This window comes from Flavobacterium aquariorum (genome assembly GCF_003254745.1).
Lineage (GTDB): Bacteria > Bacteroidota > Bacteroidia > Flavobacteriales > Flavobacteriaceae > Flavobacterium > Flavobacterium aquariorum.
This window is the reverse complement of sequence record NZ_QKXH01000015.1, coordinates 1-16,763: the sequence shown is the minus strand read 5'-3', so window position 1 is coordinate 16,763 and position 16,763 is coordinate 1. Positions and strand designations below refer to the sequence as shown.

The 16,763-nt window shown below is 33.2% G+C and carries 20 protein-coding genes; 6 read left to right on the top strand and 14 right to left on the bottom strand.

Annotated elements, in window-relative coordinates:
* Positions 1-2: 2 nt before the first annotated feature.
* Positions 3-884: an ATP-grasp domain-containing protein gene (locus tag DOS84_RS18305; RefSeq protein WP_341537939.1), complete on the top strand. Its 882-nt coding sequence runs from the start codon at positions 3-5 to the stop codon at positions 882-884.
* On the top strand, positions 885-1,535 hold the full coding sequence (locus tag DOS84_RS18300; RefSeq protein ID WP_111411550.1) for a hypothetical protein: 651 nt from the start codon (positions 885-887) through the stop codon (positions 1,533-1,535).
* Here the strand turns inward: DOS84_RS18300 and DOS84_RS18295 are convergent.
* A complete protein-coding gene (locus DOS84_RS18295) occupies positions 1,528-2,100 on the bottom strand; it encodes a GNAT family acetyltransferase (RefSeq protein WP_243636406.1) in 573 nt (190 codons plus the stop codon). The genes DOS84_RS18300 and DOS84_RS18295 overlap by 8 nt on opposite strands.
* A gap of 50 nt (positions 2,101-2,150) precedes the next feature.
* Positions 2,151-2,564 carry a ribosomal maturation YjgA family protein gene (locus DOS84_RS18290; protein ID WP_111411549.1) on the bottom strand — a complete coding sequence of 138 codons (414 nt, stop codon included), beginning with the start codon at positions 2,562-2,564 and terminating at the stop codon, positions 2,151-2,153.
* Between the two features lie 139 nt (positions 2,565-2,703).
* On the opposite strand from DOS84_RS18290, the gene DOS84_RS18285 reads away from it, so the two are divergent.
* The 4 genes from DOS84_RS18285 (at position 2,704) to DOS84_RS18270 (ending at position 6,122) form a co-directional block, all read left to right on the top strand.
* On the top strand, positions 2,704-3,381 hold the full coding sequence (locus tag DOS84_RS18285; RefSeq protein WP_111411548.1) for an SDR family NAD(P)-dependent oxidoreductase: 678 nt from the start codon (positions 2,704-2,706) through the stop codon (positions 3,379-3,381).
* Positions 3,382-3,387: 6 nt separating this feature from the next.
* Positions 3,388-3,987, top strand: a complete 600-nt coding sequence (locus DOS84_RS18280; protein WP_111411547.1) for a SprT-like domain-containing protein — start codon at positions 3,388-3,390, stop codon at positions 3,985-3,987.
* 40 nt (positions 3,988-4,027) lie between these two features.
* Entirely contained in the window at positions 4,028-5,086 is a 1,059-nt protein-coding gene (locus DOS84_RS18275) for a mannose-1-phosphate guanylyltransferase (protein ID WP_111411546.1), read from the top strand.
* 112 nt (positions 5,087-5,198) lie between these two features.
* Entirely contained in the window at positions 5,199-6,122 is a 924-nt protein-coding gene (locus tag DOS84_RS18270) for an EamA family transporter (protein WP_111411545.1), read from the top strand.
* Between the two features lies 1 nt (position 6,123).
* On the opposite strand, the gene DOS84_RS18265 is transcribed toward DOS84_RS18270, so the two are convergent.
* The 12 genes from DOS84_RS18265 to DOS84_RS18210 all read right to left on the bottom strand — a co-directional run bounded on the left by DOS84_RS18265 (position 6,124) and on the right by DOS84_RS18210 (position 16,607).
* On the bottom strand, positions 6,124-6,885 hold the full coding sequence (locus DOS84_RS18265) for an ABC transporter ATP-binding protein (RefSeq protein ID WP_111411544.1): 762 nt from the start codon (positions 6,883-6,885) through the stop codon (positions 6,124-6,126).
* Positions 6,882-7,631: an MlaE family ABC transporter permease gene (locus DOS84_RS18260; RefSeq protein WP_111411543.1), complete on the bottom strand. Its 750-nt coding sequence runs from the start codon at positions 7,629-7,631 to the stop codon at positions 6,882-6,884. Before DOS84_RS18260 ends, DOS84_RS18265 begins: the two co-directional genes overlap by 4 nt.
* A gap of 69 nt (positions 7,632-7,700) precedes the next feature.
* The gene (locus tag DOS84_RS18255) at positions 7,701-8,549 is read right to left on the bottom strand and encodes a glycosyltransferase family 2 protein (protein WP_111411542.1); all 849 of its coding nucleotides are present in this window, start codon (positions 8,547-8,549) and stop codon (positions 7,701-7,703) included.
* 48 nt (positions 8,550-8,597) lie between these two features.
* Entirely contained in the window at positions 8,598-9,122 is a 525-nt protein-coding gene (locus tag DOS84_RS18250) for a methyltransferase domain-containing protein (protein WP_111411541.1), read from the bottom strand.
* 195 nt (positions 9,123-9,317) lie between these two features.
* Entirely contained in the window at positions 9,318-10,376 is a 1,059-nt protein-coding gene (locus DOS84_RS18245) for a 3-oxoacyl-ACP synthase III family protein (RefSeq protein WP_111411540.1), read from the bottom strand.
* 527 nt (positions 10,377-10,903) lie between these two features.
* Positions 10,904-11,566, bottom strand: a complete 663-nt coding sequence (locus tag DOS84_RS18240) for a TonB-dependent receptor plug domain-containing protein (RefSeq protein ID WP_111411539.1) — start codon at positions 11,564-11,566, stop codon at positions 10,904-10,906.
* A 464-nt stretch (positions 11,567-12,030) separates the two neighbouring features.
* Positions 12,031-12,831, bottom strand: a complete 801-nt coding sequence (locus DOS84_RS18235; protein ID WP_111411538.1) for a hypothetical protein — start codon at positions 12,829-12,831, stop codon at positions 12,031-12,033.
* A 160-nt stretch (positions 12,832-12,991) separates the two neighbouring features.
* Positions 12,992-13,390 (bottom strand): hypothetical protein, encoded by a 399-nt coding sequence (locus DOS84_RS18230; protein ID WP_124020664.1) that lies wholly within the window; start codon positions 13,388-13,390, stop codon positions 12,992-12,994.
* Between the two features lie 12 nt (positions 13,391-13,402).
* Positions 13,403-13,846 (bottom strand): hypothetical protein, encoded by a 444-nt coding sequence (locus DOS84_RS18225; protein WP_111411536.1) that lies wholly within the window; start codon positions 13,844-13,846, stop codon positions 13,403-13,405.
* Positions 13,847-13,996: 150 nt separating this feature from the next.
* Entirely contained in the window at positions 13,997-14,926 is a 930-nt protein-coding gene (locus tag DOS84_RS18220) for a hypothetical protein (RefSeq protein WP_111411535.1), read from the bottom strand.
* Positions 14,927-15,231: 305 nt separating this feature from the next.
* Positions 15,232-15,783: an STM3941 family protein gene (locus tag DOS84_RS18215; protein ID WP_111411534.1), complete on the bottom strand. Its 552-nt coding sequence runs from the start codon at positions 15,781-15,783 to the stop codon at positions 15,232-15,234.
* Between the two features lie 185 nt (positions 15,784-15,968).
* On the bottom strand, positions 15,969-16,607 hold the full coding sequence (locus tag DOS84_RS18210) for a M949_RS01915 family surface polysaccharide biosynthesis protein (RefSeq protein WP_165830469.1): 639 nt from the start codon (positions 16,605-16,607) through the stop codon (positions 15,969-15,971).
* Positions 16,608-16,763 lie beyond the last annotated feature (156 nt).

Genomic DNA, 16,763 nt, shown 5'->3' with positions numbered 1-16,763 from the left:
TTATGATGGAAAGTAAAAAGCAGATTTACAATCTAATTCCAAAAAAATATTATCCCAAAACGGAATTGTTGAAAGCTGGGACTTCTATTGCAGAAATAGAGAAAGTATTGGAAAATTCTAAAATTAAATATCCTTTTATTGCCAAACCCGATATCGGTTTGCGAGGTTCTGCGGTAAAAAAAATAGAAAATCGAGACGATTTGAAACAATATACAGAAAGAGCTGGTTTCGATTTTATTGTGCAGGATTTGATTCCGTATGAAAATGAAATTGGTGTTTTTTATGTGCGCTATCCACATGAAAAAATTGGTAGGATTACAGGAATAGTTGCCAAGGAATTTTTAATCATTACCGGAAATGGAGTTGCCACTATTGAAGAATTGATAAAAGAAAATCCCCGATATGAACTGCAATTAAAAGTTTTGAAACAGGAGTATGGAAGTAAGTTGCGAGAAGTTTTGCCTGAGGGCGATAAAATAAATCTTGTGCCTTACGGAAATCATGCGCGTGGTGCCAAATTTATTGATGTAAGTCATTGGGTAACTCCAAAACTTACCGATACTTTCAACGAAATGTGTGTGCAAATTCCCGGTTTCCATTTTGGAAGATTGGATATTATGTATGGTTCGTTTGAAGATTTGGAACAAGGGAAAAACTTCTCTGTTGTCGAACTAAATGGAGCTGCAAGTGAACCAACTCATATTTATGACCCCAAACACAACCTGTTATTTGCATGGAAAGAGCTCGCTCGACACATTACTTATATGTTTGAGATTAGTGTAGCTAATTATCAAAACGGATTTCCTTATTTGGAACACAAAGCAGGAATGAAAGAATACCGTCTGCACCAAAAACAGAATCAGAAAATTATCAATTTTCAGTAAATGAAAGCCTTAAAAAATATAACCGTTGGATTTATCGTGAGCTTTGTGGGTTCGCTGCCTTTGGGTTATTTGAATATTATTGGGGTTGAGGTTTTTTCCAAATTTGGATTAAATCCGTTGGTTTCTTATTTATTAGGTGTAATCGTCGTTGAAGCTATCGTCATTTATTGTACAGTGATTTTTGCGAACCAATTGGCGAATAATAAGAAATTAATGAAAGGGATTGATTTTTTTGCTGTGTTTTTTCTTTTACTGTTGGCCTATTTATTTTATGCCCATTCGAATCAAACAGTCGAAGAGCATAATTATTTGGAAAGTTATGTTCGCTATTCTCCTTTTTTAATCGGAATGGTATTGTGTGGATTGAACTTTCTTCAAATACCATTTTGGATGGCTTGGAATTTGTATTTGATGAATGCCAAATACATAACTTTATCAAAGAAACTTAGATTTCATTATATTTTTGGAACATTGGTAGGAACTTTTTTTGGAATGTTAGCAGTAATCGTTTTATTGGATTCACTTTCCCAAAAAATATTGGATTATTCAAAAATTATTTTGCCAATTGTAATTCCATTGTTTTTTATGGTTTTGGCCTTTTTTCAAGCGCATAAAGTCTATAAAAAGTATTTGAAGAAAAAAATCAGATAGAGGGTTGACTCATATCATAAGCCAAAATGAAATAATTATTGTTGTTGAATTGGAAATCTCCAATAAGCGACCATTTCAGTTTTTCGATATGCGCTTTTTGCGAAGGCAAATTGGTTTTATTGATGAAAGTTATACTTACTGGAAAACGTTTCACAAGGTGTGTTCTCATAAAATCAAAGAAAGGATTAATCAAGCCTTTTTCGCGGTATTTTTTGTCAATGCAAATAGGTCCGTATTGAAAAGTATTGGTGTCAGTCATCTTAAAATCTTTGAATGAAAGTCCGTGAAGCATGGGAGTCATGTGATTAAAAATAGCCCATTGACTAAAATATTGCCAGCTCGCCGCAAAAATGTATGCGATAATTTTGTTATCGTCTTTGGCAATAAACAAGCCTTCTTGACGAATCACCTCCTGTAATTGTTCAACAGAAAAAGGAGTCGTTACAAATCCTGAAGCTTTTTCCTCTTCAGTCATATTGGATACCAAATAAAGATTCTGTAATGCCAATACACCTTCTATATCTGTGTTTTTTGCTACTTCAAATTGGATATTTTCAATCATCATTATGGAATCTAGTTGGATTTATTTTTGCAAAAATAAGTAAAAGTGCCGTTCTATTTTAGATTTTTAAAATGGTTGAAAATCATCACTTTATTTTGAGTTTTCATCCAAAATTTTTCAGTTACAATTACGATGGAAATTCCAAAAAGATAAGTAAGTAAATCAATCCAAGAAAATGAAGTTCCAATAACAGTTCTGGCAATTTTTGATTTTCCTAAACCTAATTTTTCGACTATATTCAAAAATTGTAAAAATTCGACCGTAAAAGAAAAAAACAATACAACTATCGCGACAGTCAAAACAGGTATTTTGAGAAAAGATTTTAAAAAGCAATACATTAAGATAACAACTAAAACATCGCCAAGATAAGGTCTGACAAAAGGATCATTCATATAAAGCGCAATCAAAATTTCAATTAAAAAAATCAGAATTGCAAATCCAAAATAATTTTTGTTAAATGTAAGCATAGCGGTTAAGACAATTGAATCAAAGATTGTGATGTACAAAAATAAAAGTTAGATTTTCTGTTTATTTATTAAAGGATAAAAATATATTTTTTAAAATTTAAAGTTACAGTTTTTTAACTGTTTTGATTATTTTTGCCCTATGAAAAATATTATTATTACAGGGACAAGCAGAGGAATTGGTTTCGAGTTGGCTTTGCAGTTTGCCGATGCAGGACATCAAGTGCTTGCTGTATCAAGAAAAATAAACCAACAGTTGCTTTTACATAAAAATATAAGCTGTCTTTCAGTTGATTTGTCTAACGAAGAAGAGTTGCAACAAGTAAGCGATTTTCTCTCTACTACTTGGAAGAATATTGATGCTATTGTTCACAATGCAGGAAGCTTATTATTAAGACCTTTTTCGGAAACCACACAACATGATTTTGAAAATATATATAAAGTTAATGTTTTTGGAGTAGCAAATCTGACGCGTATTTGTTTGCCCTATTTGCAAAAAGGGAGCCACGTGGTAACCATAAGTTCTATGGGAGGCGTGCAAGGAAGTCTTAAATTTGCTGGATTAGCAGCTTACAGTTCCAGTAAAGGGGCTGTAATTACTTTGTCTGAATTATTGGCTGAAGAGTATAAAGAACAAGGGATTTCTTTTAATGTTTTGGCTTTGGGATCTGTTCAAACCGAAATGTTACAAGAAGCATTTCCAGGCTATCAGGCACCACTTTCGGCTAGTGAAATGGCCAACTACATTTATGATTTCACTCTTACAGGAAATAAATATTTTAACGGTAAAGTATTACCTGTTTCTTCCACCAACCCATAACTAATTTTGTCCGAAACACTTTTAAAATATTTGCCGGAACATGCCGTAAAACCAGTTTTTGAGCTGATTGTTACGCATCAGGTGCATCTTAAAATTGTCAATGAGAGGCAAACGCGTCATGGAGATTACCGAAAAGGGATGAATGGGAAACATGAAATCACTGTTAATTCCAGTCTTAATAAATACAGGTTTTTAATTACCTTGATTCATGAAATTTCGCATCTGGTGGCCTTTGAAAAATTTGGAAGGCATATTAAGCCCCACGGAAATGAATGGAAATATTCTTTTCAAAGGATTATGGTGCCCTTTATTCGACCAGAGATTTTTCCGAATCATTTGCTGCCCTTGTTAGCAAGGCATTTTAGAAATCCGACCGCAAGTAGTGATACCGATACTACATTGGCATTGGCTCTAAAGCAGTATGATAAACCAAATGATAAAAATTATATCTTTGATATTCCTTACGGTAGCGTTTTTAGAATTTCAAATGGAAAGATCTTCAAGAAAATAGCAATACGAACCAAACGATACGAATGTTTGGAAATAAGTTCCGGACGATTGTATTTATTTAATCCAAATGCCGAGGTAGAGTTGTTGCCAGGTTAAAAAATGATTAGCTATAAAGTAGCGAAGACAAAAAAATAAAATGAACAAAAATTATTACGCAATATTGATGGCAGGTGGAATCGGTTCTCGATTTTGGCCAGTAAGTACGAGAGAATTCCCGAAGCAATTTCATGATATGTTGGGTTCCGGAGAGACTTTAATTCAGAAAACATTCAGTCGATTATCACAAATCATTCCGAAAGAGAATATTTTGATCCTAACACACGAAAGTTACAATGACTTGATTTTGGAACAATTGCCAATGGTAACACAAGAGCAAATTGTTTTGGAACCAGCTATGAGAAATACGGCTCCTTGTATTTTGTATGCTTCTTTGAAAATAAAAAAAATAAATCCAAATGCAGTAATGGTTGTCGCACCAAGCGATCACTGGATTGAAGATGAAATGCAGTTTGTGGCCAATTTGCAACGTTCTTTTGATTTATGTGAAAGAGAAGAATCGTTGATGACGCTTGGGATTTTACCAACAGCTCCCAATACTGGTTATGGTTATATTGAATTTGATAAACTGGATAGCCGTTCCATAAAAAAAGTAGTTCAGTTTAGAGAAAAACCAGATTCCAAAACAGCTAGACGATTTATCCAAAGCAGGAATTATTTGTGGAATGCTGGTATTTTTATCTGGAGCGTACGATCTATTTTAAAAGCTTTTGAAGAATTTCAGCCTGAGATGTTTGCTCTTTTTATGGAGGGTTATGATGTATACAACACTGAGAGTGAAAATGCTTTTATTCAGTCCCATTATCCGAACGCTGAGAATATTTCCATTGATTATGCCATCATGGAAAACGCCAAAAATGTTTACGTTCTTCCAGCTACTTTTGATTGGAATGATCTCGGAACTTGGGGCTCATTGCATGAAAAACTGCCAAAAGACGATAATAATAATGCGGTGGTAAATGCAATCGTTTTATTGCAAAACGCATCGAATAATATTATTAGAACCGCTATAGGGAAACAAGTAATTGTAGATGGTTTGGATGATTATATTATTGTAGACAAAGATTCTGTCTTGTTGATTTATCCTAAAAGTAAGGAACAAGAAATAAAAGCAATTGTATCTCAATTGAAATCCTAATAAATAGTTTTTTTATTCCATTAAATAAAAAAGTGAATTCTTGAGAATTTTGAGGCAACTCAATTTTCAGAAAGGAATCATTTTTTTTATTTTATAAAATCCACCAAATCATATGTCTAAAAACGAAAACCAATTTCTTATCTATCTCGCTTTTGCGGCTATCTTTATCATTTGGGGAAGCACCTATTTCTTTATCTTTTTGGGTCTTGAAACGATTCCGCCATTTATGTTGATGGGAATGCGATTTGTAATTGCGGGTTTCCTTTTATTGATTTTGATAAAAGCACAAGGAAATTTAAAGAAACCAAGTAAGGAAGCCATGCTCAAAAATTCAATTTACGGAACTCTTTTGCTTGTTGGCGGAACAGGATCTGTGATGTGGGCCGAACAGTTTGTTCCTTCAGGGATTGCTTCAATAGTAGTATGTAGTTTGCCTTTTTGGTTCTTGATTTTAGATTACCCAAAGTGGAAAGAAAATTTTTCAAACATTAGTTCACTTTTAGGATTGATTATTGGTTTTGCTGGGGTTATAATTCTTTTTGATGTCAATGAATCTGTTTTTTCAGATCATTTTGTTTTAGGTGTAATAGTAATTATTGCCGGAGGAATTTCTTGGGCACTAGGTTCTTTGTTCTCTAGATATTATCCAACTGATTTGCCCACATTGATGAATGTGGCTTTGCAAATGATAAGCGCAGGATTGTTTTGTTTGATGTTGTCCTATTTTACGAGAGAGACCCAAGGATTTGTTTTTAGTAATGTATCGTTAACCTCTTGGTTGAGTTTGGGATATCTTATTGTTTTTGGGATACTCGCTTTTGTTGCTTATTTATGGCTAATAACGAAGCGTTCATTGATACAAGTTGGAACCTATGTATATGTAAACCCAGTTATAGCTGTTTTTTTAGGTTGGTTGTTTGCCAAAGAAACCATAAGTGCAAAACAAATACTTGCCTTAATTGTGATTCTAATTGGTGTGGTTTTAATCAACTGGGCTGGATATCGAAAGACTTTATTTAAAAGAAATAAAACCTAATTTACCCTTTTAAATAGGCTTCTCTTACTTTTTTGAATAATTCTGATGAATAAACAAATTCGACGATAGCTTCATTTTCGGTAAGAAAAATTTCTTCTTTGGTTCCTTCCCAAGCTTTTAGACCATTTTTTAGAAACAAAATATGATCTCCAATTTCCATAACAGAATTCATGTCATGAGTGTTTACAACGGTCGTAATGTTGTACTCTTCGGTGATCTCCCGGATAAGATTGTCAATTAATATAGCAGTATTAGGATCTAATCCAGAATTCGGCTCATCGCAAAATAAGTACTTAGGATTGTTTACAATGGCACGGGCAATGGCAACCCTTTTTTGCATTCCTCCTGAAATTTCAGAAGGTAGTTTCTTGTGAGCGCCTACTAGGTTTACTCTCTCTAAAACAAAATCAACTCTTTTTTGAATTTTGGCACTACTATCGTTGGTAAACATTCTTAGAGGAAAACCCACGTTTTCAGAAACTGTCATACTATCAAAAAGGGCACTTCCTTGAAAAAGCATGCCAATTTCGGTACGTATTTCTCTTTTTTCATCTGCACTCAAATCAGAATAAATACGTCCATCAAAAGAAATGGTTCCCATTTCTGGAGTATGAATTCCCAATAATGATTTTAATAAAACGGTTTTTCCGGATCCACTTTGACCAATAATCAAATTGGTTTTTCCTGCCTCAAAAACACAAGAAACTCCTTTAAGAATTTTGACACCGCCAAATGATTTTTCTATGTTTTTTATTTCTATCATTTTGTTAAGAGTAATTGGGTGATAATATAATTGAGCAAGATGATGGTAACCGAAGTCCATACGAAAGAAACGGTACTGGCTTTACCAACTTCCAGTGCGCCACCTTTCATGTAAAAACCATGAAAAGACGGAATAGTGGCCAATAACATACCGAAAATAAAAGTTTTGGTGAAGGCATATACAACATGGAAAGGAATGAAATCGCGTTGGAGCCCATCAATAAAATCAATACTGTTTCCAAATCCACCATAAACGGTTGCTATATAACCACCTGTAATACCAAGAAACATTCCTATACCTACGAGGAAAGGATATAAAAGCAAGGCTATTATTTTAGGAAAAACCAAATAATTAAGGGAGTTGACCCCCATAACTTCAAGAGCATCGATTTGTTCCGTAACACGCATAGAACCAATACTGGATGTTATAAATGACCCCATTTTTCCAGCCATAATGATAGACATAAAGGTTGGGGCAAATTCTAAAATTACTGATTGACGTGTAGCATACCCGATAAGGTACTTTGGAATAAAAGAATTCGTTAAGTTCAAGGCTGTTTGCATTGAAACAACTCCTCCAACGAAGAAAGAAATGAAGGCAACAATTCCTAATGAATCAATGATTAAATCATCAACTTCCTTATAAATTAAACCTTTCATAACCGACCATTTCGTTGGTTTGTTAAAGATTTCCTTCAGCATTAAAAAATATTTCCCGATTTGGGAGGTATAGCGAATGAGCATCATAATGGTATAGAATATGGGCTAAATTACAAACTTGTTATGAGTTATAAGTTATGGGTTATGAGTTTTTCATTAGAAAAGCTTTTGCTTCATTTTTTGTAAACGATAGTTTCTTATGAAACGGGCTTGTTCTTGGGTTACCAATAAAGGTGTTTTTGCATTTTTTGCTTTCCAAAAACCTTTGATATAATCGAGAAATAGCAATGGTTTTTTCTTCATCATTGCTAATTTCACTGATGCAATTGCTGTAATCCAGAAACCATATCCAAGTGTGTAAAAAGCTTCTCCTTGTTTGTAGCGTGCCGTTTTACTGTAATTAGCTCCAGTTGGTTTGAGGTGTTTTACGTGTAAACTGGAATCGGTGACTACTTTCCAATTGTAGAATTTACAAAGTAATTCGTCAACTGTATCCCAACCCATAGCCGGTTTTAAGCCTCCAATTTGTTGGAAAGTTTCTTTTCGATACGCTTTTAATGCGCCTCTTATATGGTCTTTGTCAGTTAGGTTTTCTAATACCCAATTTCCATTTTTTTCGATGTAACAAAATCCGCCTGCCATTCCAATTGCTGAATCGGATTGAAAATGCTTTATTATGGTTTCAAAATAATTGGAAGGAAAAATTAAATCAGCATCAATTTTCACCATCAAGTCGTAATCTTCGTCCAAAGTTTCCAGTCCTTTCTGAAAAGCTTGTATCACCTTGCTTCCCGGTAAATGAACCGCACTGGAAGTTTTATTTACCAAAGTTATAAACGGATTGTCTTTGGCGAAAGCCAAAACAATTTCGGCCGTTTTATCGGTAGAATTATCATTGACAACCACTATTTTTTTTGGCAAAACCGTTTGCGATACTAAGGATTGCAAAGTCAAAGCAATAAGGGCTTCTTCGTTGTAGGTCGGAATTACGATGTAATATTTCATTTGTTTTGTTCAAAGCTTTGTCAAAGTTTTAAACTTTGACAAAGTTGTTTATTTTGCTTTTTCCGCGTAAACGATATAATATCTCGGAGTAAAAAATCGCAATAATGGGCGAAATCCAATTTTCTTAACAGGATGAGTGAATTTTTCTCTGTCTATGATTTTCCAGCCTGTTTTTTCCAGTAACCAGTCCAATTGCCAGTCTTCAAATTCGTGGTAATGTCTGTCCCACATATCTGTTTTACTGCGATAAGCCGATGAAAACCATAAACGCAAAGGAATTGATATCAACAATTTATCCGATTTTATTTCACTTAAAATGGTGTACGGATTCAATAAATGTTCGAAAATTTCAAAAGCAGTTACCACATCTTGCTTTCCTTCTGAAAAAACACTTTGATTCACGTCCAAATCTTCGCCAGTAGTGTTTTTTACGGTGAAGCCTTCTTCTTTCATTATTTTAGAAAAAGGATTGTCAACACCCAAATCTAGTATGGTTTGTGAGGTGTTGATGTGTTTTTTTAAAAATTCTAAAGTATGTTTGAATCTTTTATTGGGAAACGTTTTTTCGTACATTTTTTTAATTTTTAACTACCGCTTTTGCTTTAGAGTTTGCAAATATAAAGATTCTGTTTCTTATACGGTTTGTAATTTCAAATTTGTCCAATAATATCTAGTGGTATTGAGCTTTAAATTTGGTTTTGTTTCCAAAAAAAAGCCCACTGCACAGAAGAGTGAAGTGGGCTTCGAGTAAATAAGCGTACAGCTAGTTTAATATCTATAGACAAAGGCGTTGATATTCATTCCGGCCCCTACAGAAGCAAAAAGCAATACATCTCCTTTTTTAATTTCTTGATTTTCTATTTTTCCTTGAATTAATAGGTCAAATAATGTGGGAACTGTTGCAACACTGCTGTTTCCCAATTCATGTATGCTCATGGGCATAATGTCTTTTGGAGGAGTTTGCCCGTATAATTTGTAAAAACGGTGAATGATAGCTTCGTCCATTTTTTCGTTGGCTTGGTGAATAAGGATTTTTTTAACATCATTAATCCCCAGACCACTTTGATCCAAACAGCTTTTCATAGCTGCAGGAACTTGGCTTAAAGCAAATTCATAAATTTTGCGACCATACATTTTGATGTATTTCGTATCGGGATCCAAATCGGGGTTGTATGATTTTCCGAAGTAAAGAAAATTAGCTTCTTCGGCGGCATAAGTTGCGCTTTCATAAGATAACATTCCAGTTTCATCATCTGAGGCTTCAATAACTGATGCTCCTGCGCCATCAGAGTAAATCATGGAATCCCTATCGTGGGCATCTACCACACGGGACAATGTTTCTGCACCTATGACAAGACATTTCTTGGCCATTCCGGATTTTATGAATGCATTGGCTTGCAATACACCTTCAATCCAGCCTGGACAACCAAAAAGAATGTCATAAGCGACACATTTTGGGTTTTTTATCTGTAATTGGTGTTTTACTCTAGTGGCCAAACTTGGAATGATATCCGATTGGGAGGTTCCAAATTTCACATCACCAAAATTGTGGGCAAAAATGATGTAGTCTAAAGTTTCCGGATCTATTCCTGCATTTTCTATCGCTTTTTGGGATGCAAAAAACGCAAGGTCTGAGGCGGTGTAGTGATCCTCGGCATATCTTCTTTTTTCAATACCAGTAATGCCTTTGAATTTGTTGATTACGACTTCGTTTGCATAAGCAAAAGGGGAGCCATCTTCATTTAAAAAAACATGTTCGCTAAAGTCAGTGTTGCTAATCTTTTTCTCAGGAATATAGCTTCCTATACCAGTTATTTTTATTTTCATTGTGATAGTTTCCAGAATAATTTTGGCTAAATTAATTATAATAAATGTATAAAGGGCAAATTATTTACTATGCATGCATATAATTACAGAATATTAAATATATAGCAAAATTATTGAATATATTTTATTGAAAATTATTAAACGATGCATTTTATTCTTGGAATTGTTATAAATAACAAAGTGGGTTTTTTTTGTTAAAAAGTTAATTCTCTCTTTTGCAAGGATAAATATCATTTTATTTTAAATAAAAAAGTTTAGCTATTAAATGCTGATTTTGTTTAAAGTAGCGAGGAATTTTTTGGAGAATATTTTATGAAAATAAAATAGGTGATGTAGCCCTGATGGGAGCGGCATCCCATCTTGTTTTTTCAACGAGATGGATATAGCGGACAGCAGGAGTTATGCTGATGAATAATGGTAAACTTCTGCTCCTAATTTTTCTTCAGAATTCTAATAAATGAAAAACCCCTTTCAGTTTTTTGCCGAAAGAGGTAGCTTATTCTTTTTAATTTAAATTTAATGAAAAATTATTTTATAGTTGTTATTACTATAACGCCGCTAGACCCTTGAGATCCGTAATAAGAAGCTTCAGCACCTTTCAAAACCCTTATTGATTTTACATTATTAGGAATAAGATAATCAATATTTGATACTATCATCCCGTCAACAACAAATAATGGCTCTGAAGCATAGTTTATTGAGCTAACTCCTTGAATGGTTATTTTGTGATCTCTTGAGACGGTCACTCCCGCTACTCTGCCTCTTATCATGTCATAGATGGTGTTGTAATTACTCTTGTCACTTTGGGTGCTTTTACTTTGAGATTTGGCAACATATTTGTCCTCTGATTTTGAATATGCAATTGAAACATCAGTCCCTTGTTTTATTTTTTTTGATTGATCAGCTTCTAAAAACACAAAACTCATCTTGGTTTCATTATTGTATTTAGAGGATAATAATCCGTAATCATGAGAGTAAACATTTATTGTACTCGCCTTTGCAGGAACTAAAACTTCAAATTCTCCATTCTTATTTGTTTGAACTTTGGAGTAGATGGAATCAAAGTATATTTTAGCTTTTGCTACAGGTTTATTGTTAAAATCGACAACCTTCCCGGTTAGTTTATTTTGACCATACCCAAAAAACATAAAAGACAAACAAATAGCGAATAATACTTTTGAAATGTTCATAATGAAATTATTTAATTAAGGATTAGGGAGTTAAGTTATTTAAAAAAAATGAATAATCAGTACTGTATTGAAATTTTTATCCATTTCCGATAGTGCCGATTTGCCAAAGCTGTTTTTTTATAACTATTAAAACGCATACAATTCTAAAGACATTCACGGAAAGAGGTACTATCTTAAAAAACGCAAAAGGCAGAGACATTTTGCGTAACGCATAAGGAGAATTCGATGGCGGATTTGCAATCCGTGCACCACCCAATTATTAAGTTTAACTTGTTTTGCAATTCTTTTTTGTCGCTGCTCTCACTTTGTCGATGTACTTTGTGTGCACGGATTGCAAATCCGCGCTATCGGGTTTTGGGACTAAATTAAGCCCTATTTTCGGATTTGCCAAATCATCCAAATACAAAACCAACTTTCCATTAAGCTAAATGCCCAAATCCGTTGTAGTGGCTGTTGTGTGAAGTTTATTTTGCAGATTTCTTTTCTAATAAAGATTTCATGCTAGAAGTAAAACTTTTTGCTGATTCTTTGCTTTGTATAATTTGATTTATCAAGAATGTTAATATACTTTTTATATGATTTGCATTTTCTAAACAAGCTTCATCTGTTGATGCATGGAGACCTTCGCTTAATTCACTATGTAAAACACCTAATGGATTCATACCATTTGGTTTTAAAATTGTCGGTAGTAAATCTTTAACAATGTCAATTTTTTCTTGCGTAACTCTAGTCTTTTTTGCTTTTTCTAATGCTATTAAATATTCCGATTTATGCTCTTCTTCAATTAATTCTGAAATTGAGTCAAGAAGTTCGTCAATTATTTCTTCTGTAATTCTTCTATAATATGCGAACGCACCAATTCCATAGCCTTGTGATTCACAAACTAGACCTTTTCTGAAAGTGGGAGAATGTTTGTTAAGAGTTTTTTCTAAATTTTTATCCATTTTAATTTCCCATTCTGGAAATTGTCCAACTTTATAGAATTCATTGACATTTTCATTAACATATACATAGAAATGTCTATTGAAATTTTTACAAGATTGGCAAATGTATTTCAAATTTAAAACTCGATTATTCGCAAAAATTTTTTGCGATGAACCTTCGTAATAAAAATCATTAGATAAATTGAACGTTTGCAAAGATTTACAAACATTACAAGTCATGTTTATTGGAGTTTTTTTCCAATCTTGTAAATTTTTAGAAATACCTTCTGATTTGTATTTTCTGAATAATGAATATTCTTCTATGAACTCTTTATCTATCATCCTCTATTTTTTTAAATTTCACACAACGTTCTGGTACTACAGCGGGTTTGGGACTAAATTAAGCCCATTCTTCGGATTTGCCAAATCTCCCAAATACAAAACCAACTTCCATTAAGCCTATTGCCCAAATCCGTTGTAGTACCTGTTAGCGGTGGTTTTTTTAACTCCAACTCATATGGATTGTAACCTTACCTTTTTCGATGCTTACTTTTCCGCCAAGTGATTCATTTTCACCTGGGTAAATTTCGTATGTTTCGTTTACTCCTTTTACTTTTGGCTTATTGTCTTTAAGTCTTTTACTATTCAGAATCCAATTTTCAATTTCCTTTTGGTCAGCGTTAAATTCAATAGTAAAAGTTCGGGTAAACATACTTCCTGATTTTTCAACGCTTAGATTTTCTGCTTCTTTTGGCAGTTTTGCTAATCCGCCCCAATTTAATGTCGTTTTAATCGCTTCTGTTTTTTGCCACGGAAAAATGATGTTTGAGAAAAAGTTCAAATAGGTGAAAACCATAAGAACAAATAGAAGTGAAGCTAATATTTTAATTGTCTTTTTCATTTCTGATGATTCCTAAATGTGGTTTTTTATTAGTTTTCCTAGAATAAAGCCTGTTATAAGAGTTGGAATTATTCCAAAGAAAAACACCCAAAAATATAGTTTAATATAATAGTCAAAGATTACTTCACTTAAATGATTTTTTCCAATTTCTGAAATTCCAAATTGTATAAAACCCATTGTTGATCCAATGAAGGTTCCGATAATTAAAATAGTTAATAAACCAGGAATTCCAATTAAATAAGTTTTTTGATGCTTTATATTTATCTCTTTGTCCATTTTTTGTGCTACATAAAAGCCAGAAATATATAGGCCAAGAATACCGAGTAATAATATTGTTGGCCAAAGAATTATTGTCTCCATAAAACCACTTACGCCAAACATTACTAATATCATGATGGTTGCGATTAAAATATTTAATGTAATAATCAGCCAAGTAAGTTTTACTGCTCTTGTCATTTAGTTTAGTTCTTTTAAAATCACCGCTAACGTTCTGGTACTACAGCGGGTTTGGGGTTAAATTAAGCCTTATTCTCGGATTTGCCAAATCATTCAAATACAAAACCATCATTCCATTAAGCCTATTGCCCAAATCCGTTGTAGTGGCTGTTAGCGGATGTTCTTTAGGTGATTATATCGTCTTTTGTATTCTTTTATAGTTTGATCTTTTATATCTTTTTCAATGCCATCTAATACTTCATAAAAATCATCATATTTTTCCAATTTAATTTTATAGTCACTATTTAAATGAAAAGCTATGTATCTTGACAAATTTTGACAAGGCGGAATACTTAGAATTGGAGCATCTAAAAGATGTTTTTTTATTGTGCGCTGTATAAAATGTTTACGACCAAGCAAAACTATTAATTGGAGGTTTATGTCTGATGCAATTCGAAGACAGGTTTCTGAATACATTATTGCATGGTGTGGCTTCAAATCTATAATGTTGTCGGTTACAACCGGAGGTGGTGAGATTTGTCTATTAGGAAATTTAGTTTGCCATTGACCATTTGCCTTTATAAATTCTTCACTTTCATAAATTCTCAACAGTTTTCCACTTGGGTGACCCATATTATGAGCAACAGAATGTCTTAAAGCTTCATAAAATTTTAAAATAGGTAGTAGATCAATAATTTTAGTTTGATCCCAATTAAGTTTTTCATACAATTCTAAAATTTTGTGGGATTTATCATCCTCATCTTCTTCCGTACTCAACTTTTCATTCACAAAATGACCCGACAAATAGCCTTCAACTTTCTTAAAGTATACGTCAAAAGCAGAATAAGCCCAAATGATACCAGTTTTTGCTAAATCGTTTGTTACTGACAGTAATTCGTTATGAGCATCTTTTAGGATTGTAGGTGTCCATCTCTCACCTGCATTAAAAATTATTGAGTTTAATTTTTCAGAAAGTTCAATTGGGTCTTTGTATTCATTGTGTAAATTGAGTACAGCACCAGTAGAAATTTTAACATAATTATTTAACCTAACATGAGAGTGAATGAAATTTTGATAAGCTTCACTTTGAAATTTATTCATAAATACTTACTTTTGGAAGAGCAAATTACATTTTTTTTTATAATTAAATCCTGGTAGATGGTTCGAATCCATCTTTCTCCACAAAAAAATAATTTATTGGGGAAATAAGTCTCATCGGTAGAGCTAGGAACTTCATCAAACGCAATGTTAGTTCATTGCGTTTTTTTTTTAGAATATCCGCTAACGTTCTGGTACTACAGCGGGTTTGGGACTAAATTAAGCCCATTCTTCGGATTTGCCAAATCACCCCAAATACAAAACCATCTTTCCATTAAGCCTATTGCCCAAATCCGTTGTAGTAGCTGTTAGCGGTTCGGCATTTTTTCACGTTGTTCAATTAGTTTTTCATTTAAAAGCTTTTCCAAGTCACTAAATTTACATTTTAGAGTATTTGAAGTTATTGATAATGGTGTTCCATACATTCTATTATTCCCTTCCATTAGCTTTCTTCTAAAGCCTTTAACTTTATTAAGGTAGTAGTTTGGCTTTTTTGTATAAATCAATAAAAATTTTGTCGAACCAACTTGTCCCGTTCTAATTTTGGTAATGTCAGACCACTTGATGAGTCCAATACTTGATGCATTTGTATTGTTAGTAATTCCAGTGTCGTCAATTATCAGTCCAGCTTTATCGTCAAACATTTTTCTAATTCCAAAAGTGCCAGTGCCACCAAAAAACAAAACACCCAAAATTCCAATTGTCTTGATAAATGTTGGGTTTTGTGGTAGTCGAGATGTTGTATTCTGAAAATCATATGAGTGAGTGAATAACCATATTCCTAAAACTACAAATAAAATTGAACCACCGATTCCGAGTAATAGTTTTGTCTTGCTCAATTGGATTTCAACTTTGTTCATTTTTATTATATTTTTCTTAATGTATCTGTAGTTTTGTATGCTGACCGCTAACGTTCTGGCACTACAGCGGGTTTGGGACTAAATTAAGCCCATTCTTCGGATTTGCCAAATCATCCCAAATACAAAACCATTTTTCCATTAAGCCTATTGCCCAAATCCGTTGTAGTGGCTGTTAGTGGTTGTGCTTATTGCCATTTCTGATTTATATTTTTATTCCACAATTTTTTTGCGTAGTCTTTGTAATAATTTGGTGCTTCATTAAAAGCTTTGTCAAAAGTGTAATTTCCACCATAATATTCTTTATCTGAAACTTTTACACGATTTTGACCTCGCATTGCTAATTTTAGGTTTTGTTGGTACATTATGATTTTCATTTCGCAAGGACTTACATCGCCGTGGCAAGCGGTTTTGTACATTATCCAAATTTCTCCAATTCCGTCATTGTTTAAGTCTGTAATATTCAATGTGTTTTTTAAGAAACTAGCTTCAATATCGACGGGACAATCTTTTACGAAATCGTATATTTTCCAATTCTGTTTAATAACGCTTTTAGAACGAATGTAATGATATGCGTAAATTTCAGAATCACGACCATCATTTTCAGAGTTTTTAGTTTTAAATTCTCCTGTTTCACAAGTCAATACAAAGTTTTCGCCTAATTTGTCATTCCAAGTTATTGCGCTTTTAACTTTACCGTTATATTTAATTTCTTTTGGAATTTTGTTTATATCGATTTTAGTTACCGCAATTTTATTCTGTCCAATAATTTTTAAAGAACAAAAAACTAAAAAGAAGATAAGTTTTGTTTTATTCGGTATTTTCATAAAGTTCCCTTCATTTTCTAGCATAACCACTAACGTTCTGGCACTACAGCGGGTTTGGGGTTAAATTAAGCCCTATTTTCGGATTTGCCAAATCATCACAAATACAAAACCATCTTTCCATTAAACCCAATGCCCAAATCCGTTGTAGTGGCTGTT